A 21,990-nucleotide genomic window follows, 5' to 3' on the forward strand; every position below is an offset into this window, starting at 1 on the left:
CTTTCATGGTCTACCCGGGAAGGGTGAAAGGAACGCGGGTGAACAGTAGCCATGTCGACGGAATTTCCCTGATTTGCGCCTTGGGCTAGCTTTGGCTGCGCTTTCGCGCAACTCATTTTTGCACCGCAACAACTCATCGCTTGCTCAGAACAACTGGCCTTAACAAATCGATGATTTAAGGTTTTAACGCCAAGGCTCTTAATAACCTGTTCCGTCTACTTTGGCGCATTCGCTCCACTCCGGCTCTCGTCGCGAATCGTCCGGAATTCTGCGGTTGGGAACCAGTTGGGCCACACGTCGCTCTGCGCCAGTTCGCGGCCGATGCGATAGTGAAGCTGGAGATCGCTTGCCGCGCCGGCCCAGTTCCAGCGGGGATCATATTCGTCCTGCGGCTTGTGATAGCGGTGGACCGTGTAATCTTCGGCCGCGGCCTGGCCGGCCGTCACGCCGCCATCCACCAGGTCCTCGCCGCTCTCGGCATACAGCATGGGCACGCCCTGCTTTGCGAAGCTGAAATGGTCGGAGCGGTAGAAGCTGCCTTTCTCCGGCGCTGGCTCGGGCTTGATGACGCGGCCCGCATCCTTGACGGCGCGTTCGAGGAACAGCTCCAGCTCGGATTTGCCGCCGCCGATGACCACCACGTCGCGGGTCGGGCCCGCCATGTTCAGCGCATCCATGTTGATGCCACCCACCGTCCGCGCGAGCGGGAAGACGGGGTTCTCGGCATAATAAGCCGAACCGAGCAGGCCGGCTTCCTCCGCCGTCACGGCGAGGAACACCAGGGTGCGCGCAGTGGGTCCGGCGTCACGGTGAGCCTTGGCCAGCGCAATCAGCGCGGCCGTGCCCGTCGCGTTATCGACCGCGCCATTGCAGATGTCGTCGCCATCGATTGGTTCGCACCGGCCCAGATGATCCCAGTGCGCGGTGTAGAGCACATAATCGTCAGGCCGGCTGGTGCCGGGGAGAATGCCGATCACGTTGCGGGAGCGTTGGCGGCGGACCATGTTGTTGATGGTGATGCTGGCCTTGAGGTCACCCAAGGGCACCGCCCGGAAGCCCGGGCGCTTGGCCGCCGCGCTGAGCGCGACGAAATCCTTGCCGGCCGCAGCGAAGACGCGTTTGGCAGCATCGAGCGTCACCCAGCCAGCCGCGGCGGACTGATCCATATGATCGCCCGGCACATCGATGTTGAGCTGCGGCCCGGTCCAGGAGGAGACGACCACGTCCCATGGATAAGCGGCCGGAAATGTCTCGTGAACGACCAGCGCGGCAACCGCGCCTTGCCGCGCGGCTTCCTCATATTTGTAGGTCCAGCGGCCATAATAGGTCATGGCGCGACCCTCGAAGGGACCGTCGAGACCTTCCATCTCGTAATCGGGATCGTTGACGAGGATGACCACCGTCTTGCCGCGCACATCAACGCCGGCATAATCGTTCCAGCCCCGTTCGGGCGCGTTGATGCCGTAGCCGACGAACACCATGTCGCTGGCCGCCACCGTGCTGGTCGGCACCACCCGATAGGTGCCCGCGACCATATCCGTTTTGTAGGCGAGGTTGATGGCGGTTTTGGCCCCGGCGATCCGCAAGGTCATGTCCGGCGAGGGTGTCAGTTCGACCAGCGGCACGTCCTGTGTCCAGCTTCCCTTGTTGCCCGGTTTCAGGCCAGCCTTGCGCATCTGGGCGATGAGATAGGAGACGGTCTTTTCCTCGCCGACAGTCCCGGGCGCGCGCCCTTCGAAAGCGTCCGAGGACAGGGTGCGCGTGACGCTTTTGAGCAGATTGATGTCGATGGGTTTTGCCATCACGGCGGCAGGCAAAACAAATGCCGGGTCCGCTGACACGGGCGCGGCATCGGCCGTGCTTTTCAGTGGCGTGGCTGTGGGTTGGCACGCAGCGAGAAGCGCGAGAGGGAGAGCGATCGCGAGACGAGGGAGGCGCATGGGTACTTCTTCCAGCAACAGGCAAGGTGATAGTCGCTCATGTCAGGGTCTGCTTGCGTGTTCAACATGAAGCCGCTTAATCAGAGGCATGGCTGTGCCGTCATGCTTTGGTGGGGCCATTTACGAGGGGGGATTTCTATGATTTCGACCGGCGTCGTCGCGCGGGTTATGGGCGCGAGCTTGTTTAGTATCGCGGTCGGCGCGGGGGCGGCCGGCGCGGCGGCGGGTGCCCCGTCGAGCGTCGAGCAGGCGGCCGCGACCTTTGGAGCGCGCCCGAGCGTGCAGCACGCCAGTCTCTCCCCCGACGGGGCTTTGCTCGCAACCATCGAGCCCATTGGTGCACGCGGCACGCAGGTCCGCATTCTCGATCTCACTCGGGAGGACTCCCGTCCTGTCGGCATCCTGCAGGCATCGGGATCACCCGAACGGCTGAGCTGGTGCCGTTGGAGCGGGACCCGCCGTCTCCTTTGCAGTATTTATGGGGTGTTCCCACTCAACGACGGCCAACTCAGCTACGCCAGCCGGCTGATTGCGATCGATGCGGACGGCAAGCGGATGCAGTCACTTCGATTGCCGGGTACCAAGGGGAATGCGCTGGGCTACCGGCTGTTCGGCGGATCTGTGCTGGATTGGAACCCTGGGCAGGACGGCCATGTGCTCTTGCTCCGCGAGTTTGTGCCGGAATCCACGACCGGCACGCGGCTCGCGCAGGTTGCCGATGGCCTTGGCGTGGATCAGGTCGATACGATTTCCATGCGGACGGTCTCTGCGATCGAGCGGCCACGCCCAGCTAATACTGAGTTCATCAGCGACGGCCAGGGCCACATTCGCATTCGTGGCATAGATCCCAACAGAACCTCGGAGGGCTATGCGTCCGGCATCACGCGCTACCAGTATAGCGGTGCAGACGGTAGCAACTGGCGGCTCCTGGGCGATTTCGATTCAAGGACGGGTGAGGGGTTCAATCCCTATTATGTCGATCCTGCCTTGAACCTTGCTTACGGCTTGCGGAAGCTGGACGGTCGCTATGCCGCCTATTCGGTGTCGCTTGACGGCCAAGCGTCGGAGAAGCTGCTGCTGGCCCGCCCGGATGTCGACGTCGAGGGGTTCGTGACGATCGGGCGCAATTCACGCGTCATCGGCATTTCCTACACCACCGATAAGACGGAGGTTGAATATATCGACCCCGAGCTCAAGCGGTTGAGCAAGGCGCTTTCGCGCGGCTTGCCAAACTTGCCTCTCATCCATTTTCAGGATTCCAGTCAGGATGAGCGCAAGCTGCTGCTTTGGGCTGGGAGCGATGTCGACCCCGGCCGCTATTATCTTCTGGACCGTGAGATGCGCGGCCTGACGGAGTTGGCCTTTAGCCGCGCGGGGACGCAGAACCTGTCGCTCGCGACCGTCCGGCACATCACGTTCGATGCTGCGGACGGCACCAAGATTCCTGCCTATCTGACCCTGCCGCCGGGGAGCGACGGAAAAGGGCTTCCCGCCATCGTGATGCCGCATGGCGGCCCGAGCGCACGGGATAGCTGGGGCTTTGACTGGATGGTGCAGTTCTGGGCCAATCAGGGCTACGCTGTGCTGCAGCCGAACTTCCGGGGCTCGTCCGGCTATGGCGATACGTGGTTCCAGACCAATGGGTTCAAGAGTTGGAACGTGGCCATCGGCGACGTTGTCGATGCCGGGCGCTGGCTGATCCGCGAAGGGATTGCCGACCCGCGCAAGCTCGTCGTCTCTGGCTGGTCTTACGGCGGCTATGCCGCGCTCCAGTCGGCTGCTGTGGAACCGGATTTGTTCCGCGCCGTGATTGCCATTGCCCCTGTGACCGATCTGGAAAGGCTGAAGAATGAGTGGTCCGGCTGGAGCAACTATTATCTGCAGAAGGACTTCATCGGCTCGGGCCCTCATATCGAGCAGGGCTCGCCAGCCCGGCAGGCGGGTCGCATCAAGGCGCCGGTCCTCATGTTCCACGGCACGTTCGACCGCAATGTGAACGTTGGCCAGTCACGGCTGATGTCTGATCGGCTGCGGCAGGCGGGGAAGGACGGGACGCTGGTCGTCTACGAGCAGCTGGACCATTATCTGGATGACAGCGAAGCGCGGAAAGACATGTTGGTCCAGTCCGCCAACTTCCTGCAGAAAGCGCTGAACGCCGCGCCTTGAGCGCGGCGTTCAGCCTCAGCCGAAAGGCTGCGTCGCAGAGCAGGCGCGCGATCATGAAAAAAGGCGGCCCGTTGCCGGACCGCCTTTTTTGAAATCTGCCTGAGAGGCCGATCGATCAGCGCGAGTAGAACTCGACGACCAGGTTCGGCTCCATCTTCACCGGATAGGGCACCTCGTCCAGCGTGGGGACGCGGGTGTAGGTGATCTTGGTGGCGCCATCGGGGGCGAGATAGTCGGGGATGTCGCGCTCGGGCAGGCTCTGAGCCTCGAGAACGAGCGCCATTTCCTGCGCCTTCTTGCCGAGCGTGATCTCGTCCCCCGGCTTCACCAGACGCGACGCGATGTTGCACTTCACGCCGTTCACATAGATGTGGCCGTGCGAGACGATCTGGCGAGCCGAGAAGATCGTCGGCGCGAACTTGGCGCGGTAGACGACCGCGTCCAGACGACGCTCGAGCAGACCGATGAGGTTCTGGCTGGTGTCGCCCTTCATGCGGCTGGCTTCGATGTAGCTCTTCTTGAACTGCTTCTCGGTCACGTCGCCATAATAGCCCTTGAGCTTCTGCTTGGCGCGCAGCTGGATGCCGTAGTCGGACATCTTGCCCTTGCGGCGCTGGCCGTGCTGACCGGGGCCATATTCACGCTTGTTGACCGGGCTCTTGGGGCGACCCCAGATGTTCTCGCCCATGCGACGGTCGAGCTTGTACTTGGCGCTTGTGCGCTTCGTCATGATGACTTTCCTTCAATTGCGAACAACGTCTGCCGCGCCCTGAAAGGGTTTGGCGTCGATCCCGGTCTTTCGCCTGACACTCATTTTCAGAGGCAGGGCCGCCGCTGCACCGGGGTGCGGGGCCGATTGCGAAGGCGCGCCTATGGCGGGCGAGGCTCGGAAAGTCAAGGCGCCGTCGCGGTGGCGGTCTTTCGTGCGGGGGGTGGGGTCAGGCGCGGAAGCTCCGGCCCTACGCCGTCATACAGCAGGCGCAGGGTAGGGAAGGCCTGAACGATGCGCCAGCAGCCCCAACTGAGTGCCATGGTGAGCGCGGTGATCACGCCCGCCTTCACCACCACCGGCATGGCGATGTGCTGGCCGAGGACGACGAGGCCGGCGATGATTGGCAGGTGGACGAGATAAATCACGAAGGCGCCACTCACCAGCGCCTGCACAGCGGGGCTTGGCCTGTCCGCCAGCCGCTTCATCGCGGCAATGAGGGTCTGCGTCATGGTGATCGCCGCAATGGTGCCGATGAACCGCTCGGTCATCGGATGCACGTCTCGTCCGATCTGGAGGTAGAGCAGGGTGGCGGCGAGGGCGATCAGCGCAAGCAACGCGGAAGGCTTGTGCAGTGCTGCGCGGAACTGGGGGGCGCGGCAGACCAGCCAGCCGAGCGCGAACCACGGCGCGAACTGGATCAACTGGTCGATGCGCAGGATTTGCTGGGGCAGGTTGGTGGCAAAACCCCAGGCATAGAAGAGCTCGATGGCCCCGGCTTGCCAGGCGCCGATCACGACGCCGAGGCCGATCACGGCCGCTGCCATATGCCGGCCAAGCCAGTCATCGAGACGCGCGGGAAGCACAGCCTGCCCCGCGCGCGGTGCGAGATGACAGAGCAGGGCGGCCGCACCGCAAAGATAAAGCAGCACGATGATGAACCACAAATGCCGCATCCAATATCCGCCCGATTGCAGGCTGTTCTTCTCCAGCGAGCCCAAGGCGCCCCATAGACTGAAATTGGACAGCTCGGTGAACAGGTTGAGCAGCGGATTGAGGGTAAGCAGTGCGGCAATGAACGGCAAGCCGAGGCGGATCAGGCGGTTTTTCATCCACGCACCGGGTGCGCGTCGCATCAGCAGGAGCGCGGCGAAATAGCCTGCGATCACAAAGAAAGCGGGCATTCTGAACAAATGGATGATGCCGGCGATCCACGTGAAGATGAGATCGCCTTCGCCCGCATTGACGATCCACACGTCATTGGCGCGGTAGGCCATGGCGACATGATAGGGAATGCCGAGCAGCATGAGCAGGGCGCGCATGGCGTCCCAATGATGTTCACGACCCGAAACGTCTGTTCTCATTCTTCTTCCTGACGCGCACCAGCCTTGAACAAGAAAGCGCGCGGCCACCAGAGCGGTGGCACGGCTGGCCGCGATGGCAGGGAGGTTCGTCGGTTTTGACGCGCAAGATGGGCCTCAATGGGCCTGTCGCGCGGTGTCAGCGTCGCTGATTGTCAGCGCGGGCGCGGATTGGCGAGCGAGGAGAGAACGCCGCGCAGCGTGCGCACTTCAAGGCTGTTCCAGCCGGGCTTGGTGAGCACGCCGCGCAGGGTGCGCCGTGTCGCCGGGGCGCGATCGGGCGGGTAGAAATAGCCGGCTTGCTCGAGCATGCCATCGAGCTGGGCGATCATGCCCTCCAGCTCTTCCTGCGGGGCGGGGGGCAGCAGGTCGGTGTGGGTCGGCTGGCTGAGCGCCGCCTGCTTGGACCATTCATAAGCGCACAGGATGACGGCCTGCGCGAGGTTGAGCGAGCCGAACTCCGGGTTGATCGGAACCGTGAGGATAGCCCGGGCAAGCGCCACATCGTCGGTTTCCAGCCCGGAACGCTCCGGGCCAAAGACGATGGCACTGCGCCCCTGCGCAAGGTGGATATCCCGCGCGGCTTCTTCCGGCGTCACGACAGGCTTGGTCACGCCGCGCTTGCGCACGGTGGTGGCATAGACATGCGGACAGTCCGCCACGGCATCGGCCAGCGTCTCGAACACCTGCGCGTTGGCCAGAACCCCGTCCGCGCCCGCGGCTGCGGGGCCGGCCGCCGGATTGGGCCAACCATCGCGCGGCGTGACCAGCCGCATCTCGGTCAGCCCAAAATTGAGCATCGCCCGCGCCGCCTTGCCGATGTTCTCACCGAGTTGAGGGCGGACGAGGACGATGACGGGGCGTGGGGTGTCATGCCCTTGTACTTGCTCACTTTCCTCCGTTCGCCCTGAGCGAAGTCGAAGGGCCGAGCTGAGCGCAGGCGAGGCAGGAGCGCTGACGGAAGGAAATGCGGCTGTTTCTTCCCCGTTCGTCCTGAGTTGCTGCTGAGCCTGTCGAAGCGGCGTATCGAAGGACTTCCGCGCCGCTTCCTTGAGGGCCGCAAAATCTCCCGCGATCAGCGCTTCCTTCTTCTTGCGTGACCAGCCCTTGATCTGTTGCGCCGCACTCAATGCTTCCTCGCGCGTTCCGAACGATTCCGACCACGAAAGAGCGACCGGCAAGCGCGTTGCTGTGTAGCCGGGAATTGATCCAGACTCATGCTGGGCAATGCGCAGGTCCAGATTGTCGGTATGGCCGGCATAATAGCTGCCATCGGCGCACTTCAGCAGATAGGTGTAGAAGCTCATGGCAAGGCCCTTCGATACGCCACTTCGACAGGCTCAGTGACTACTCAGGGCGAACGGGGTGAGGCAGACGTGGTGCCTCACTCCCGGCCAACCTCACGGATCGACCCTGCAAAGGACTCAAAATCCTTCGCCTCGGTAAAATCGCGATAGACGCTGGCGAAGCGGATATACGCGACGCTGTCCAGGCCCTTGAGGCCTTCCATCGCCAGTTCGCCGATGCGGGCGGCCGGGACTTCCGTCTCGCCGCTGGTTTCGAGCTGGCGCTGGATGCCGGAGACCAGCCGCTCGATGCGCACCGTGTCGATCGCCCGCTTGCGGCAGGCGATTTCGATGGAGCGCGCGAGCTTGTCCCGGTCGAAGGGCTCGCTGGTGCCGTTCGATTTCGCGACGGCGATGTCGCGCAGTTGGATGCGCTCGAACGTAGTGAAGCGCGCGCCGCAGCCTTCGCACTGGCGGCGGCGGCGGATCGCGGCGCCGTCCTCTGTGGGGCGGCTGTCCTTCACCTGGCTGTCTTCATGGGCGCAATAAGGGCAGCGCATTTAGCGGCGAATCCTCTGCCAGAAGGCGATACCGGCGCCGGTCACAAGACCGAGCGGCAGTGAGACCACCGGCAGGACCAGCCCGGCCACGGCGCCAATGGCCGCACCGGTCAGCACTGGCTTGGTGGAGGGATGGGCAAGCCCCTGCTTGGCCATGCCGGTGGCTTCCGCCTTGGCGCGCTGGGCGAGATCGTCGGGCTTGCTCATCGGTCGCGGTCCTTGCTCAGTAGATCGGGAAGGCGGCGGTGAGGGCCTTCACCTTCTCACGCACATGCGCCTCGATCTGGCCATCGCCTTCATCGCCATTGCGACGCAGCCCCTCGACCACTTCGGCGATCCAGCCGCCGATCTGGCGGAACTCGGCCTCGCGGAAGCCGCGCGTCGTGCCCGCCGGGGTGCCGAGGCGCAGGCCGGAGGTGACGAACGGGCTCGCCGTGTCGAACGGCACGCTGTTCTTGTTGCAGGTGATGTAGGCGCGATCCAGCGCCTTCTCGGCCGCCTTGCCGGTCGTGTTGCGCGAGCGCAGGTCGATCAGCATCAGGTGATTGTCTGTGCCGCCCGATACCACCGCTACGCCAGCGTCGGCGAGACTGGCGGCCAGCGCCTTGGCATTGGCGACGATCTGATGGGCATAGGCCTTGAACTCAGGCTGCAGGGCCTCGGCGAAGGCGACGGCCTTGGCGGCGATCACATGCACCAGCGGACCGCCCTGCAGGCCGGGGAAGACGGCCGAGTTGAACTTCTTGGCCAACGCCTCGTCATTGGTGAGGATGATGCCCGAGCGCGGGCCACGCAGCGACTTGTGCGTGGTCGTCGTCACGACATGGGCGTGCGGGAAGGGCGAGGGGTGCGCGCCACCGGCGACGAGGCCGGAGAAGTGCGACATGTCGACCAGCAGATAGGCGCCCACTTCATCGGCAATCGCGCGGAAGGCCGCGAAGTCCCACACGCGCGGATAGGCGGTGGCGCCCGCGATGATCAGCTTGGGCTTGTGCTCGCGCGCCTTGGCGATCACCTCGTCCATGTCGAGCAGCTGGTCTTCCTTGCGCACGCCGTAGGACACGCAGTTGAACCACTTGCCGGACATATTGACCGGCGACCCGTGGGTGAGGTGGCCACCCGCCGAGAGATCGAGGCCCATGAAGGTGTCGCCCGGCTGCAGCAGCGCGAGGAACACTGCCTGGTTCATCTGGCTGCCGCTATTGGGCTGCACGTTGGCGAAGTCGCAACCGAAGAGCTTCTTGGCGCGCTCGATGGCGAGGTTCTCCACCACGTCGGCCCACTCGCAGCCGCCATAATAACGCTTGCCGGGATAGCCCTCGGCATATTTGTTGGTGAACACGCAGCCGGTCGCTTCCAGCACCGCCTTGCTGACGATGTTCTCGGAGGCGATCAGCTCAATCTTGTCCTGCTGGCGCTTGAGCTCGCCCTGAATGGCGGCGAAAACCTCCGGATCGGCGTCCGCAAGGCCGGTCGAGAAAAAGCCCTGAGCGCGGACGGCGGGCTGGTTGTCGAGATCGGCAGCGGCTGGCGAGGCAGTCATGAGCGGATGTTCCTTGTTATCAGACGTCTGTGTTCAACGGATCGGGCGCGGCATCACGCCGTCGTGGCGAGCGCTGGCGGATTGCCGAGCTTACCGACGCGACGAGCGTGACGATCGCCGCCGAAATCGGTGGTGAGGAAAGCGGTGAGGCAGGCCTTGGCCATTTCCGGGCCGATCAGGCGGGCGCCCATCGCGATCACATTCGCATCATTATGCTCGCGCGAAAGCTGGGCGGAGAGCGGCTCGCTCACCAGCGCGCAGCGGCAGGCCGGATCGCGATTGACGGCAATGGAAATGCCGATGCCCGAGCCGCACAGCGCCACGCCGCGCTCGGCGCGACCGGCCGCGATCTCTGCGGCCAGCTTGTAGCCATAATCGGGATAGTCGACGCTCTCGCCCGCGGCCGGGCCAAGGTCGTTCACATCATGACCCTGCTCGCGCAACCACTCGGCCAGCGCGGCCTTGAGGTCGGTTGCGGCATGGTCGGAAGCGATGGCGATACGCATGGCAGAAGGTCCCCGGCCCAACTCTGAATCTGAACGAGTCGGCTTCGCGCCGCTATCTAGTATCCGCGGGCCCAGAATGCCACCGTGGATTGCGTGGCCGCGCGGCTGGCGCTATCGGGCGGCCATGAGCGGGACCATTCTCTCCATCCTCATGCTCGCCGGCATCGCGCTGGGCGTGGGCGGCATCTACATGATCGGCTGGCGGCACGATGCCAAGCGCGGGTGGCTGATGATCGTCGCGGCGATGGTAATGTTCATGAATGTGACGATCTGGACGATCCCGGTGGCGGAGCCGGGTGCGGCGGGCGTAGCGAACGCCGCGGAGTAAGCGTTGCCTGAAGTCCAAAGCTGACTGGTTGCAGGTCGGCCGGCATTATATGCCTAGCCATTCCAGTCCGCCTTTGAGTTCGTCTGCCGAGTAATCGATCTGTAACACGCGCCGATGTCCCGCGGACTTTTTGGCGGCGGAAGCGTGTAGAATGGGCGTGGCGTGAGCCCAGACATCGCCAGCTTGAGCTACGCAGGCCCGCACCCCACATTTCTGAACGACGTTATCATACTGGGTTATGGGAAGCCGGCCGGCGCGATGTGAGCCTGGCGCAACCAGAAGTGGCGCATTGTCTTCTGGAACATCATCGATGTGGCAGCGTAGGGTCAGCATCCGTTCAAGGAGGGCGAAGGGCGGCTCAACATGTTGCATCCCGCTTTTCTTGCTCCAAGGGCCATAGCCTTCGACCTCCAATCGGCGTTGCACGCATATTGTCCGATCTTGATGCCACGCGAGCGACCAATTCGTCTCGTTGGTTTTGTCGAACAGGATCGCTCGAACCGGTTGGCAGCGCTCTCCGAGAACCGAAGCGGCCAAAGATCCTATTGGTCCTGTGGATGCCAAAAGAGGCCGGAGGCCCGCTACGTTACGAAGACGCAAGCCGGCTTGCCCTCCGGGAAGCGTGCTCAATATTTCGCAAATTTCTCCAAGGCAATTTGAAGCGGCGCCATGAAAATGCTCGGCGCCGTCTCTTGCGAGTGTGAGGGAAAAGGGCTCCGCAGGTTGCGTCATAAGTTCAGATCATCGCTAAAGCATCAGGCAGCCGGGGCAGATGCGGCATAAACTTTAGTCCCAGACGAGCGCATTGTCGGGTGCCGCGATTAGGATCACAAATCCCTGATCAGCCGCACCGGCAAGCCGATCCAGGCGGGGTCGTTCACCACTTGCTGGCGCATGCCGATGCCGAGCGGGAGGAGGTGGAGCATGGCGCCGTCGCGGCCGATGAGGCGGCCAAAGAGGAAGCGGCCGGCGGGGCGGGGCACTAGTACGTCGCGGTTGAGTGCGTCGGCGAACCGCTCCGGCGGCAGGGGTTCGCACCACAATTCGTCTCCGGCGCGGTAATCGCCAAGCGCGGCGGTCATGCGGATGCCAAGCGCGCCTTTGGGCACGGCGGGCGGCACCAGCGTCAGCGGGCGGCTGGGCGCGCCGGCGCCATCTGGGCCGACCAGCGCGGCGACGGGCACTTTCTCGCTGGCGGGCAGATCGACGAGGTCGCTGGCCTGCACGTCCAACGCGGCGGCGATACGGTTGAGCCATTTCACCGATACGGTTCGCGTGCCGGTTTCGAGGCGGCCGATGGTCTGGGCGGTGGTCGGCGGCTCGCAGCGTGCGGCGACTCCTTCCAGCGTGAGGCCCCGCGCCTTGCGGACTTCCCTGATCCTCGTAATCATCGGCTCACCTGATTTGTTAACCTCATCGGTTCGCTATGTCCTACATTTGTCGCCACATGGCAATGGTTTTTGCGACTCGAAACGGGAGACGCAGGGCATGACCGAACGGCGCGGTAAGACAGTGGAACGAGTGATCGAAGGGCCCGATGGGCGGCGCGAGCGCGTGATGGTCAACATCGCAGAATCGCCGACGAGCTGGCTCCATGCGCGTGGGATGCTGAGCCAGCGCCAGTTCGATGCCGCTGAGGCGCTGCGCCGCGATTGGGAGCAGGCTGGCATGGGCGCGCGCGTGACGATGAACTGGGATCTGGCGGCCGTACCTGTTCGCGCCGGGCGGGGCGGGGCGCCGGGGCAAGCGCCGACGCTCGCAAGAATGAGCGCGCGCGACCGGCTGAATGGCGCGCTGGCGGCGGCCGGCCCCGGTTTGGTGGATATCCTGTGGCGGGTCGTATGCGCGTGCGAAAGCCTCGTCGCGGCCGAACGCGCGCTCGGCTGGCCGGCGCGGGCCGGCAAGCTGGTGCTGGGCTTCGCGCTGGATCGGGTAGGGGATTTTTACCGGATTCGATAAGCCAGCCACCGCTTCACGGTTGCTTGCATAGCGCCCCTCACCCTCGTCATTCCCGCGAACGCGGGAATCCAGCTTCGACGTTGCCTTAACGCGCCGGCGCTGACCTGGATTTCCGCGTTCGCGGGAATGACGGAGGAAGGGAGAGGGACGCGTTCCTTCGGTGGGGTGCCCACCTTGTCCGCGCCCGGGTCGTTCCGATCCGCCCCAGCCCGCCACCACCTCAAACCCGATCCGCTCTGGCTCAGGCGCATTTTCTTCCGCGCGCCGGGCTGATAAGGCGCGGCCATCATGATCACCGATCCCGCGCGCGCGCTGGCCATTGCCAAGTCCATTTTCCTCGAACGCTTTCCCGGAGCCGATTACGCCTTTGTGGCCGGTTCCATCATGCGCGGTGAAGGGCGCGCCTGGTCGGATATCGATCTGGTGGTGGTCTATCGCGCGCTGCCCCTGGCGCACCGGGAATCGGAGACGGTCGACGGCGTGCCGGTTGAAATGTTCGTGCACGATCCCTCCACGCTCGCCTGGTTCATGGAGCAGGATATTGCGAAGGGGCGCCCCTCTTTGCTCTCGATGGTGGCCGAGGGCGAAGTGATCGGGCGGCGGATCGCGCTCGGCAAGGTTCTGCAGGCGAAGGTCGCGGCGCGGCTCGCGGCGGGGCCGAGGCCGCTGAGTGCCGAGGCGCTCGAAGACCTCCGTTACCAGATCACGGACGCCCTGGACGATCTGCGCGGCGAGCGCAGCCGCTCCGAGAAGCTGGCCATCGGCGCGCGACTCCACCCGCTGCTGGCGGAACTGAGCCTGCGCACCCGCGACTGCTGGAATGGCGCCGGCAAATGGCTGCCCCGCCAGCTGGAGGCTGCGCAACCCGGCCTCTCGAGCCGCTACGAGACCGCCTTTGCTGATCTGTTCGGCGCCGGGCGAGCTGACGCTGTGCTGCAGCTGGGCGAGGCGGAGCTGGCCCGCGTCGGCGGGCGCTGCTTCGACCGTTTTCGGCGCGATGCCCTGGCTGCGCAACGCATCGACGCGCGCTCACCCCTTGCGGCGACGAAAGACCGGGTCTAGGGCCGGCGCATCCGATCACCATCACCGATCAACATGACAAGGACAGTCCCGATGAAAGCCCGCGTGTTCGTCACCTTGAAATCCGGCGTGCTCGATCCGCAGGGCAAGGCGATCCAGCACGCGCTGGAAGGGCTGGGCTTTGGCGGCGTCAATGATGTCCGCGCCGGCAAGCTCATCGAGCTCGATCTGGCCGACGGCACCAGCGAGGACGAGATCGACGCCATGTGCCGCAAGCTGCTCGCCAATACGGTGATCGAGAATTACCGCATCGAGGCGATCGGCTGAGCCGGCGACAGGAAGGACGTTTCCGATGAAAAGCGCTGTCATCGTCTTCCCGGGCTCCAATTGCGACCGCGATCTGGCCGTGGCTTTCGAGGCCGTGAGCGGCGCCAAGCCTGAGATGGTCTGGCATCGCGAGACGGAATTGCCGGAGGGTCTGGACCTCATCGGCGTGCCCGGCGGCTTTTCTTATGGCGACTATCTGCGCTCCGGCGCCATGGCGGCGCGCTCGCCGATCATGCAGGCCGTCGCTCAGGCGGCATCGCGTGGTACCTATGTGCTCGGCATCTGCAACGGTTTTCAGGTGCTGACCGAAGCGGGGCTTCTCCCGGGCGCACTGATGCGCAATGCCGGCATCCACTTCGTTTGCCGCAGCGTGGCGCTGACCGTGGAGAACAGCCAGAGCGCATTCACCAGCGGCTATGAGGCCGGCCAGACGATCAACATCCCCGTCGCGCATCATGACGGCAATTATTTTGCCGATGCGCAGACGCTGGATCGACTGGAAGGAGAGGGCCGCGTTGCGTTCCGCTATGCCGAGGCCGTCAATGGATCGGCGCGGAACATCGCGGGGATCCTCAATGAGGGCGGCAATGTGCTCGGCATGATGCCGCACCCCGAACGCGCGATCGAGAAGACCCATGGCAGCACCGATGGGCGCCGGATGTTCGAGGGACTGACAGAGGGCCTGCTCGCACGCGCTTGAGGGTTTGCGGGCGCCAGTTGGGACATCCGTCGGTCGCGACCTCCTCCCTCGTCACCCCGGACTTGATCCGGGGTCCCGCTGCTTCAATGCAGCCGAAGGTTCAAGCAGCCCACCAAGAAAGCTGGACCCCGGATCAAGTCCGGGGTGTCGAAGGTGGGATAGGCTGGTGCTCGATGCTCGCTTCCTTGCCTTACGGGGCAATGCCAAAGCGCGCATAGTCCGCGTCGATGCGGGGCTTGATGCGGCGGGCGATGGCGAGATCGGTCTGGCCCTCCGCGCCGCGGTCCATGCGGGCGAGGACGACGCCGCGCATGAAGCGGCTTTCGGCGAGATTGGGGACGGCATTCAGCACGGCATTCAGATCGCGGAGCGCATCCTCATACCGGCCGAGACGGTAGGAGACGACCGCACGGCTATCCAGAATGCCATAGGGACTGTTGCTCAGCTCCAGCGCCGATGTGCAATCCTTCGCGGCGGTTTCGATCTCGACCTGCCGCGTCCCCTTGATCCAGCAGCGCATATTGAGCAGCGACGGCGTGCCCGGCCGGTCTTCCAGCAGCGTGTCGACCAGCGCGAGCGCCGTGGCCGGGTCGCCATAAGTGCCGATGATGTCAGCCTTGCCTTCCTGGAAGGTCCGGCGAGATTCGCCGCCCAGCGCAATGCGTTGATCCAGCAGTGCGACGGCCCCATCCAGATCGCCGCTTTCGGCGCGCAGGTTGGCGACCCTGAACACCGCGCCCACGGACGCGGGGTCGAGCGCACGGCCGGCTTCGGCATCCGCCAGCGATGCCTTGAGGTCGCCCATTTCCTTGTGGATCTGGCTGCGCATCAGATAGAGGTCGATGTCCGGCTCGATCGTGATGGCCTTGCCGAGATCGGCCAGAGCGCCCTCGCGATCATTGATGGCGCGGAGAAATGTCGCCCGGTCGCGATAGGGCGCGGCCTTGTCGGCATTGGCGGCAATGGCCTTGGCGTAGACGGCCTGCGCGGCGGCGATCTGCGTCGCGCCGGCGGGATCCTTGCCGGTGATGTCCCACGAGCGCAGGGCATTGGCCGGGGCGATCAGGCGCGGCGCCTGCGATTGCGCGGTGGCAAGGCGGTCCTTCTCGGGGCCGATCTCGCTGGCCGGGATCTCGATGCCGGTGGAATCGACATTTTCATCGATGGTGAGCACGCCTTTCTCAAGACTGAGCGCGCGCTTGAAATCATAGCCGGCGATGCGGGCGGCCAGCGCAGGCTCGCCCTCAACGCGGAAGCCCGCGCCCTGCTGGGGCAGGCGGATGGTCGTGCGAACATGGCGTCCCTCGGGCGCCGGCGTCGCGACCGGGATGGCGGACCAGGCCGCACGTGCGCGATCCGGCGCGAAGCTGATCGACGAGATGCTTTTGTCGACCGCGCGGCGCATGGTCTTGTCCGTCCACGCCCACTCTGAATCGGTGACGCCGCGTGCCTTGATCGTCACGATCCCCGCCTGATCGTCTCCGGTGAGGCTGATGTCCGCAAACTGGGATTCGCCGACCACGCTGGAGAGGAACTCGCCAAGCACCTCCTGCTGCTTCTCGCTGTCCAGCTGCGTGCGCACGACGTTGAGCTGCATGGCGGCGAGGCCGCGCAACACCAGCGTGAGATCGAACACGCTTGGCAGATCGATGCTGGCGGTCTCATCCATGGTCATCGTCAGGTCGAAGGCGGGGCGGCCGGCATTGCGCGGCTCGATCAGCAGGAGATCGGCGCCGTCCGGGCGTAGCGGCAGCACATAGCGGAAGGGCGGCGTATCGTGGATATCCTTGATCCGCGAGCCAATGCCGGTGCCGTCCAGCCAAAGGGATTCGCCATCGATCTGCGCGCGCACGAGAATGTGGTTGAAGGCGGCCGGGCTGGCGAGGCGCTTCACGACGGCGTCGCCGAGCTGGGCATGGGCCAGCACGGGCTCTGCCGTAATGCCCATTCCGCGCAGCATCGCGAGGAGCATCAGTGTCTTGGCCTTGCAGTCTCCATAGCGCAAAGCCCAGCTCTGCTCCGGCGTTTGCGGCACATAATTGCCGCCATCCATGGAGACCGCCAGATAGCGGATCTGGTCCTGAACGAGCCGCAGGGCGCGCTGGGCACGGCCGAGCGGCGTACGCTCGGCAGCCATGATCGCCTGGACCTCCTGCAGCAGGGCGCTGCCGGGCTTGAGCAGGCCCTGCGTCGCGAACAGCGGGGACATCGTCCTGGAGACGTCGGCCCAATCCTTGAACGTAGAGACCTCGAGCAGTGGCAGCGGCTGAAAGCGGATGGGCGCATCGGAGGGAATCTCCGTCTGGCGCGGGCCGGGCAGGGCAAAGCTAAGCTCAGTGAAGCGTGGGCCGCGGACTGGCTTGGCCTCGATGCCGGTGATGCCGACCTTCCATTTGACCGGGCTGTCATTGTCCCACAGGGTCCGGAGGCGACCCTGACCGAGCGTGACCGGCGCGGTGATCAACGGCGTCAGCGCCTGGACATGGCCGGCAAGCGCGGCGTCCTTGCCGGTGGTGGAGGCGCGCAGGCGCAGGATGTCGCCCACGCGCAGGCCTTCGACGGCCATGGTCGCGGTCAGCAGCCCAGTGAGTTCGCGCCGCTCCAGCGCCTGCTCGCGCCGGATGACTGTGAAGGTGCGGCCACCGGCCAGCAGATCGATGCTCTGACCATCGCGCACGATCGCTAGCTCGTGGATGATGAGATCGCCCTTGTCCGGCAGCCAGGGCAGGGTGAGGTTGGCGAGCTGGTTGAGCTGTTCGGCCGAGGTGATGCGCTGCGCGGTGTCCGAGTAGGTCCACAGGCTGCCGTCTGCGATGCGCTGCTGGCGGTCGAAGATGAGGATGGCGGGGCCGCTCGCGGCAAGCGCGGACGGCGCGGGAAGCTGTGCGGCGATGACCCAGTCCGGTGAGCGCTGATATAACGGCGTCTCTCCCGCGCGCGCCACCGCAGAGAGGGCGAGGCCACAGAGCAGGGCTGAAGCAAAAATACGCCGTTTCAATCGTCTCTCCTCATCGCGCAGGCCATGAGGCGTTAGCTGATCGCGACGAATGGCTCAATCGACCCTATCGATGCTGCGCATTATTCTTCGGGCTGGCTCGGCGATCCTTCCCGCTGGAGGCGGCGGGCAGTGCGCTCATGCAATATAGCGGCCTCGCGCAGGCGGCGGGCGACGTCTGCATCGCCACAGTTGTCGGCCTTCAAGCGCGCCACCCGGGCGAGTTGCTGATAGTAAATGGCATCACGCCGGGTTTCCATGTCCTGCGGAATAGCACGACATGGCTCCGCGCGAAGCCGTTTTGCGACAGCTTGTCTTGCAACGGGACAAGTGAGGCACTTGAGGAGGCCCGGAACTTTTCGACCAAGCCACCGATTTGACATCCCGATAGCCGGCCCTCACGGTGCGGTCACTCCACAGGAGGCCATGTGGCTTTGAACGGCGCCGATGCACTGCTGACCCAACCCATCGCCTATATCGGGGCGTCCGGGCTCACCATCGGCGCGATCATCTCGGCCATCGTCGTCTTCTCGACGGCGCTGCTGGCGGTGTGGCTGCTCAAGAAGTTCGTGCGCCGCGCGCAGCAGACCATGGGGGAGGAACGCTCCCACGCCATTCATATCGGCGGGCAGATCGCACGCTATGTCATCGTCGCCTTCGGGCTTGCAGCGGCGGTGTCGGCGCTGGGAGTCGACCTGTCCGCGCTCTCCCTGTTCGCCGGTGCGCTGGGTGTCGGCATCGGCCTGGGGCTGCGCGATATCGTGCGCAACTTCGTGGGCGGTCTGGTGCTACTGTTCGACCGGAGCATCGAAGTGGGCGATTTCGTCGAACTGGAAGACGGCACCATGGGCGAGGTCCGCTCCATTGGCCCGCGCGCCACGGCGGTGCTGACCAATGACGATGTCGACATGCTCGTGCCCAATGCCAACCTCATCGACGGCAAGGTGACCAACTGGACGCGCAACCGCATGACCCGCCGCGTCCACATTCCCTTCCGCACGGCTCTTAATGCCGACAAGGAGAAGGTGCGCGACGCCGTGATCGAGGCGGCCAAGGCCGTGCCGCTGACCTTGCCGGATGCCGGGCGCAAGCGCACGCAGGTCTGGCTCGTCGGCTATGGCGAGAACGCGCTCAAGTTCGAACTGGTCGTCTGGCCCACCCTGTCCGCCGTCAAACGACCGGGGCGCACGCTGGCGACCTATTGCTGGGCGATCGACGATGCCCTGCGCCAGAATGCCATCGAAATCCCGCTGCCGCAGCAGGAAATCCGGGTGCGCGGCCTGTTCGGCCAGGAGGGCGAGGCTGGACTGGACGCCTTGCGGCCGGGGCAGGGCGCGGCAACCGATGGGGCAGGGGCGCGTTCTTCCTCCGAAGGCTGAGGGCTTGGTCCCCGGCATTATAGGAGGCCTATCCATGACGCAGAGTCAGAAAACCCCGCCGCTGGACTTCAACGATCCCGACAAGGACAATGCCGAGCAGGATGAAAGCGGCACGCAGGCGCAGGATGTCGCCGCCGATGCGCAGGCCAATCCCTATCGCGGCGAGCCCGAAACCGAGCATGGCGGCAAGCCGAATCCCGCTCAAGTGATGCCCATCGATGCGCCGGACCTGGTGGACACGATGAACCAGATGGATCGCAGCGGCCTCATCGACATGGGCGCCTATGAAGGCGAGGAGAATATGGACGACGAGGACGGCTCCATACCGGAATAGCGCCGACACCGTTTCCCTCTCTTGAGGATCGTCGCGGACGATCCGCCCGATCATCGAGCGCCCGAGCCGGCCACCGCCGGCTCGGGCGCTTCCCGTTTCCGTAGCGTCCGGACTGCGCATCGCTGCTCTTCATGCCAGCATGGCGCCCCTCCTTCGCGAGCACAGATGCGCATTTGCAACGCGTGTCGACAAGGCGCGGGGCGGTTTGACGTGGGTCAAAGCGAGCCGTGGCGCAAAGGCTACACCTGTGTCTCGAATGAACGATATCGCTGCCCTTTGGGGCAGTCGGGTCTTGCATTCAGTGAGTGCGGGCGCATTGAACATGCATGCCCATCCCGCAGGGCCAGCATAACAGAAACGGAAGAGAGAGAATGAAACGGATTTCCCTGTCCATCCAAGCGTCCATCCCCGCGCTGCTCCTCGCCTCGACGAGCGCCCTCGCCCAAACCCCGCAGGCCGCCCAGACAGCGACCGCCGCCGATGACGGCATGGAGATCATCGTCACCGCCCAGAAGCGCGAGCAATCGCTGCAAGATGTGGGCGCCGCCGTCAGTGCCTTGGGCGCCGACCGGATCGCCAGCGCTGGCGTCAACAGCATCTCTGACCTGCAGACGATCGTGCCGTCGGTGAACTTCGGCAGCGATTTCAATCAGGCGAAGATCTTCATTCGTGGCGTGGGTGCCAACACCTCGACCACGGGCAGTTCCACCGGCGTGGCCTTCCACGTCGACGGTGCTTACGTGGCCCGCGCCGAGGCCCAGCTCACCTCGCTCTTCGATCTGGAGCGCATTGAGGTGCTGCGCGGCCCGCAAGGCACGCTCTATGGCCGCAACGCGGTGGGTGGGTCGATCAACGTCATCACCGCCCGCCCGACGGACATCTTCTCGGGCTATGGCCGCATCGGCTATGGCAGCTATAATGCGTTGACGACCGAAGCCGCGATCAGCGGCCCGATCACCGAGGGCATTCGCGCCCGTCTGGCGATCAAGACCGAGAACCGCGACGGCTATGGCGTCAACCCGGTCTCCGGCAAGGATGTCGACGATCTCAACCGCCGCATGGGCCGCGCTTCGCTCGAGTTCGATCTTGGCCGCGAGGCGACGCTGCTGGTTTCGGGTGAATATTTCCGCCAGAGCGATGCTTCCGGCGCGATCCATTATCTGCGCGCATCCTTCCCCGGCGTGGCCCGTCTCGCGCCGCTCGGCGTAGGCGGCTATGCGACCAACCCGCGTGATCTCGCGACGGAATCCAGCCCGGGCACTGAGACCGAGACCTATGCCTTCACCGGCACGCTCAATGTGCCGCTCAACGATGCGCTGACGGTCACCAACATCGCCAACTACCGCTCCTTCAAGAGTTCGCTGTTCCAGGACCTCGACCTTTCGGCGGTGATCGACAGCCTGCCGACCAACGGTCAGGCGACCACGGTGCAGGAGCGCCGGATCGACAGCAAGCAGTGGAGCAACGAGTTGCGCCTCGGCCTGCAGTCCGAATGGGTGAACGGCACCATCGGCGTGTTCTTCTTCCATGAACGCCAGCGGCCGATCGACAATGTGGGCCTCGCGAACCGGACCGGCATGGCGCAGAATATCGGCGTGCTGCAGGCTGCCGGCATCGATCTGAACGAGGCCTATGGCCTGTGCGGTTACTCGCCCAACGGCGTGACCGGCGGCAGCAACATCATCGCGCCCAAGCGCGTCTGCACGCGCTCGAACCTGCTGACCGAGGCCTTCTCGATCTTCGGCCAGTATGAGATCGGGCTTGGCATGTTCAGCGAGGCGCTCTCGGGCCTCAGCGTGAAGCTCGGCGGCCGCTGGAGCAGTGAGCATGTGGAGTCGGAGAACCCCTCCATCATCATCACCCGCAACGGCGTGGGGCCGGTGCTCCGCTACACCGCCGCGGGCACGCATGTGGAGAAGACCTTCCGCGACTTCACGCCGGAAGCCGGGCTGGTCTGGAAGGCCAATCAGGACATCCTGCTCTATTACACCTATTCGGAAGGCTTCAAGGCCGGCTCGGGTGAGAATGCCGCAGGCAGCACCACCATCGTGAACCCCGAGAAGATGTTCAACCATGAGGCGGGCATCAAGGCGAGCTTCGGCCGCATGTTGACCGTGAACCTCGCTGGCTATGCTTACACGCTGAACGGCCTGCAACTGAACAAGACGATCGCCGGTGGACCGACGGGCTACACCACGATCTTCCAGAACGCGGCCAAGACACGCGCAAAGGGCATCGAGCTCGACGCAATGCTGCGCCCGATGCCCGGCCTGCGGCTGAGTGGTGCGCTCTCCTACACGGATGCGCATTTCGTCGATTATCTGACGCTCGATCCGCTCAACCCGGCCAACATCGCCGGTGGCACGCCGTATAACGCCGTGACCAACCCCGATCCGACGGCCTTTGGCGCCCCGAGCGGCGGCAACATCCAGCTCGCCGGCAACGACACGCGGAACAGCCCGCGCTGGTCGTGGAACCTGCACGGCGAATATGATGTGATCGCGCCCATCGGCACCTTCACGCCGAGCGTGGACGTCTCCTATAAGAGCCGCACTTACTTCAGCGAGTATATGCGCGAGATCGAAAGCAGCGCGGCCTACACCATGGTCGATGCCTCGCTGGCCTACGAGACCAACGACGGCCGCATCCGCGCGCAGCTCTGGGCCAAGAACCTGTTCGACGTGTTCCGCCCGAGCAGCACCTTCGCTCTGGCGACAGGCCGCCTTCTCGGCGTGACCTGGCTCCCGCCGCGCACCTATGGTCTGACGGTCGGCTACAAGTTCTGAGGATTCACGCGGCGGCTGAGGTCGCCGCGTGACCGGTTGAACCGATCAACATTGCGCCCGGCAGGCTCAGGCTTGCCGGGCGCGATTGCGT

At 64.7% G+C, this 21,990-nt stretch carries 20 protein-coding genes; 9 read left to right on the forward strand and 11 right to left on the reverse strand.

The window, feature by feature from the left end; translation table 11 throughout:
• Nucleotides 1-215 precede the first annotated feature (215 nt).
• Complete coding sequence (locus M2334_RS06840) at nucleotides 216-1,940, reverse strand: M28 family metallopeptidase (protein WP_413716433.1); 1,725 nt, start codon at nucleotides 1,938-1,940, stop codon at nucleotides 216-218.
• 138 nt (nucleotides 1,941-2,078) lie between these two features.
• Here M2334_RS06840 and M2334_RS06845 point away from each other — a divergent pair, with 138 nt between their 5' ends.
• Nucleotides 2,079-4,106 (forward strand): alpha/beta hydrolase family protein, encoded by a 2,028-nt coding sequence (locus M2334_RS06845; RefSeq protein WP_264594282.1) that lies wholly within the window; start codon nucleotides 2,079-2,081, stop codon nucleotides 4,104-4,106.
• A 115-nt stretch (nucleotides 4,107-4,221) separates the two neighbouring features.
• On the opposite strand, the gene rpsD is transcribed toward M2334_RS06845, so the two are convergent.
• From rpsD to rpiB, 7 genes are all read right to left on the reverse strand, one after another.
• The gene (rpsD, locus tag M2334_RS06850) at nucleotides 4,222-4,836 is read right to left on the reverse strand and encodes a 30S ribosomal protein S4 (protein ID WP_181560017.1); all 615 of its coding nucleotides are present in this window, start codon (nucleotides 4,834-4,836) and stop codon (nucleotides 4,222-4,224) included.
• 164 nt (nucleotides 4,837-5,000) lie between these two features.
• Nucleotides 5,001-6,179: an acyltransferase family protein gene (locus M2334_RS06855; RefSeq protein WP_264605081.1), complete on the reverse strand. Its 1,179-nt coding sequence runs from the start codon at nucleotides 6,177-6,179 to the stop codon at nucleotides 5,001-5,003.
• Between the two features lie 152 nt (nucleotides 6,180-6,331).
• Nucleotides 6,332-7,483, reverse strand: coding sequence for a TrmJ/YjtD family RNA methyltransferase (locus M2334_RS06860; protein WP_264605082.1), 1,152 nt, complete (start codon nucleotides 7,481-7,483; stop codon nucleotides 6,332-6,334).
• A gap of 77 nt (nucleotides 7,484-7,560) precedes the next feature.
• Complete coding sequence (nrdR, locus tag M2334_RS06865; protein WP_181560014.1) at nucleotides 7,561-8,022, reverse strand: transcriptional regulator NrdR; 462 nt, start codon at nucleotides 8,020-8,022, stop codon at nucleotides 7,561-7,563.
• Nucleotides 8,023-8,229, reverse strand: coding sequence for a hypothetical protein (locus M2334_RS06870; RefSeq protein WP_181560013.1), 207 nt, complete (start codon nucleotides 8,227-8,229; stop codon nucleotides 8,023-8,025).
• Between the two features lie 16 nt (nucleotides 8,230-8,245).
• Nucleotides 8,246-9,565: a serine hydroxymethyltransferase gene (gene glyA, locus M2334_RS06875; RefSeq protein WP_264605083.1), complete on the reverse strand. Its 1,320-nt coding sequence runs from the start codon at nucleotides 9,563-9,565 to the stop codon at nucleotides 8,246-8,248.
• A gap of 53 nt (nucleotides 9,566-9,618) precedes the next feature.
• Nucleotides 9,619-10,071, reverse strand: a complete 453-nt coding sequence (rpiB, locus tag M2334_RS06880; RefSeq protein ID WP_264575559.1) for a ribose 5-phosphate isomerase B — start codon at nucleotides 10,069-10,071, stop codon at nucleotides 9,619-9,621.
• 124 nt (nucleotides 10,072-10,195) lie between these two features.
• Between rpiB and M2334_RS06885 the strand changes: the two genes are divergently transcribed.
• On the forward strand, nucleotides 10,196-10,399 hold the full coding sequence (locus M2334_RS06885; RefSeq protein WP_181560011.1) for a hypothetical protein: 204 nt from the start codon (nucleotides 10,196-10,198) through the stop codon (nucleotides 10,397-10,399).
• 45 nt (nucleotides 10,400-10,444) lie between these two features.
• Here the strand turns inward: M2334_RS06885 and M2334_RS06890 are convergent, their stop codons facing one another.
• Both M2334_RS06890 and M2334_RS06895 read right to left on the reverse strand, forming a co-directional pair.
• Nucleotides 10,445-11,131, reverse strand: a complete 687-nt coding sequence (locus M2334_RS06890) for a phytanoyl-CoA dioxygenase family protein (RefSeq protein ID WP_264605084.1) — start codon at nucleotides 11,129-11,131, stop codon at nucleotides 10,445-10,447.
• A gap of 95 nt (nucleotides 11,132-11,226) precedes the next feature.
• Complete coding sequence (locus M2334_RS06895; protein ID WP_181560009.1) at nucleotides 11,227-11,790, reverse strand: helix-turn-helix domain-containing protein; 564 nt, start codon at nucleotides 11,788-11,790, stop codon at nucleotides 11,227-11,229.
• Between the two features lie 97 nt (nucleotides 11,791-11,887).
• On the opposite strand from M2334_RS06895, the gene M2334_RS06900 reads away from it, so the two are divergent.
• From M2334_RS06900 to purQ, 4 genes are all read left to right on the forward strand, one after another.
• A complete protein-coding gene (locus tag M2334_RS06900; protein WP_264605085.1) occupies nucleotides 11,888-12,358 on the forward strand; it encodes a DUF6456 domain-containing protein in 471 nt (156 codons plus the stop codon).
• 288 nt (nucleotides 12,359-12,646) lie between these two features.
• Nucleotides 12,647-13,420 carry a nucleotidyltransferase domain-containing protein gene (locus M2334_RS06905; RefSeq protein WP_264594292.1) on the forward strand — a complete coding sequence of 258 codons (774 nt, stop codon included), beginning with the start codon at nucleotides 12,647-12,649 and terminating at the stop codon, nucleotides 13,418-13,420.
• A gap of 51 nt (nucleotides 13,421-13,471) precedes the next feature.
• Nucleotides 13,472-13,705 (forward strand): phosphoribosylformylglycinamidine synthase subunit PurS, encoded by a 234-nt coding sequence (gene purS, locus M2334_RS06910; RefSeq protein ID WP_264570683.1) that lies wholly within the window; start codon nucleotides 13,472-13,474, stop codon nucleotides 13,703-13,705.
• Between the two features lie 25 nt (nucleotides 13,706-13,730).
• Entirely contained in the window at nucleotides 13,731-14,405 is a 675-nt protein-coding gene (gene purQ, locus M2334_RS06915) for a phosphoribosylformylglycinamidine synthase subunit PurQ (RefSeq protein WP_181560005.1), read from the forward strand.
• Nucleotides 14,406-14,595: 190 nt separating this feature from the next.
• Here purQ and M2334_RS06920 read toward each other — a convergent pair whose 3' ends face one another.
• Nucleotides 14,596-17,403, reverse strand: a complete 2,808-nt coding sequence (locus tag M2334_RS06920) for a DUF3857 domain-containing protein (protein WP_264605086.1) — start codon at nucleotides 17,401-17,403, stop codon at nucleotides 14,596-14,598.
• 425 nt (nucleotides 17,404-17,828) lie between these two features.
• Between M2334_RS06920 and M2334_RS06925 the strand changes: the two genes are divergently transcribed.
• From M2334_RS06925 to M2334_RS06935, 3 genes are all read left to right on the forward strand, one after another.
• Entirely contained in the window at nucleotides 17,829-18,779 is a 951-nt protein-coding gene (locus M2334_RS06925; RefSeq protein WP_181560003.1) for a mechanosensitive ion channel family protein, read from the forward strand.
• Nucleotides 18,780-18,813: 34 nt separating this feature from the next.
• Nucleotides 18,814-19,113 (forward strand): hypothetical protein, encoded by a 300-nt coding sequence (locus M2334_RS06930; RefSeq protein ID WP_181560002.1) that lies wholly within the window; start codon nucleotides 18,814-18,816, stop codon nucleotides 19,111-19,113.
• A 371-nt stretch (nucleotides 19,114-19,484) separates the two neighbouring features.
• Nucleotides 19,485-21,899: a TonB-dependent receptor gene (locus M2334_RS06935; RefSeq protein ID WP_264575564.1), complete on the forward strand. Its 2,415-nt coding sequence runs from the start codon at nucleotides 19,485-19,487 to the stop codon at nucleotides 21,897-21,899.
• Nucleotides 21,900-21,990: the final 91 nt, after the last annotated feature.

This window comes from Sphingobium sp. B11D3D, from assembly GCF_025961755.1.
Lineage (GTDB): Bacteria > Pseudomonadota > Alphaproteobacteria > Sphingomonadales > Sphingomonadaceae > Sphingobium.

Coding starts and splice junctions, on each gene's coding strand:
- M2334_RS06840 (WP_413716433.1), bottom strand. CDS start 1,940: ATGCGCCTCCCTCGTCTCGCGATCGCTCTCCCTCTCGCGCTTCTCGCT.
- M2334_RS06845 (WP_264594282.1), top strand. CDS start 2,079: ATGATTTCGACCGGCGTCGTCGCGCGGGTTATGGGCGCGAGCTTGTTT.
- rpsD (WP_181560017.1), bottom strand. CDS start 4,836: ATGACGAAGCGCACAAGCGCCAAGTACAAGCTCGACCGTCGCATGGGC.
- M2334_RS06855 (WP_264605081.1), bottom strand. CDS start 6,179: ATGAGAACAGACGTTTCGGGTCGTGAACATCATTGGGACGCCATGCGC.
- M2334_RS06860 (WP_264605082.1), bottom strand. CDS start 7,483: ATGAGCTTCTACACCTATCTGCTGAAGTGCGCCGATGGCAGCTATTAT.
- nrdR (WP_181560014.1), bottom strand. CDS start 8,022: ATGCGCTGCCCTTATTGCGCCCATGAAGACAGCCAGGTGAAGGACAGC.
- M2334_RS06870 (WP_181560013.1), bottom strand. CDS start 8,229: ATGAGCAAGCCCGACGATCTCGCCCAGCGCGCCAAGGCGGAAGCCACC.
- glyA (WP_264605083.1), bottom strand. CDS start 9,565: ATGACTGCCTCGCCAGCCGCTGCCGATCTCGACAACCAGCCCGCCGTC.
- rpiB (WP_264575559.1), bottom strand. CDS start 10,071: ATGCGTATCGCCATCGCTTCCGACCATGCCGCAACCGACCTCAAGGCC.
- M2334_RS06885 (WP_181560011.1), top strand. CDS start 10,196: ATGAGCGGGACCATTCTCTCCATCCTCATGCTCGCCGGCATCGCGCTG.
- M2334_RS06890 (WP_264605084.1), bottom strand. CDS start 11,131: ATGACGCAACCTGCGGAGCCCTTTTCCCTCACACTCGCAAGAGACGGC.
- M2334_RS06895 (WP_181560009.1), bottom strand. CDS start 11,790: ATGATTACGAGGATCAGGGAAGTCCGCAAGGCGCGGGGCCTCACGCTG.
- M2334_RS06900 (WP_264605085.1), top strand. CDS start 11,888: ATGACCGAACGGCGCGGTAAGACAGTGGAACGAGTGATCGAAGGGCCC.
- M2334_RS06905 (WP_264594292.1), top strand. CDS start 12,647: ATGATCACCGATCCCGCGCGCGCGCTGGCCATTGCCAAGTCCATTTTC.
- purS (WP_264570683.1), top strand. CDS start 13,472: ATGAAAGCCCGCGTGTTCGTCACCTTGAAATCCGGCGTGCTCGATCCG.
- purQ (WP_181560005.1), top strand. CDS start 13,731: ATGAAAAGCGCTGTCATCGTCTTCCCGGGCTCCAATTGCGACCGCGAT.
- M2334_RS06930 (WP_181560002.1), top strand. CDS start 18,814: ATGACGCAGAGTCAGAAAACCCCGCCGCTGGACTTCAACGATCCCGAC.
- M2334_RS06935 (WP_264575564.1), top strand. CDS start 19,485: ATGAAACGGATTTCCCTGTCCATCCAAGCGTCCATCCCCGCGCTGCTC.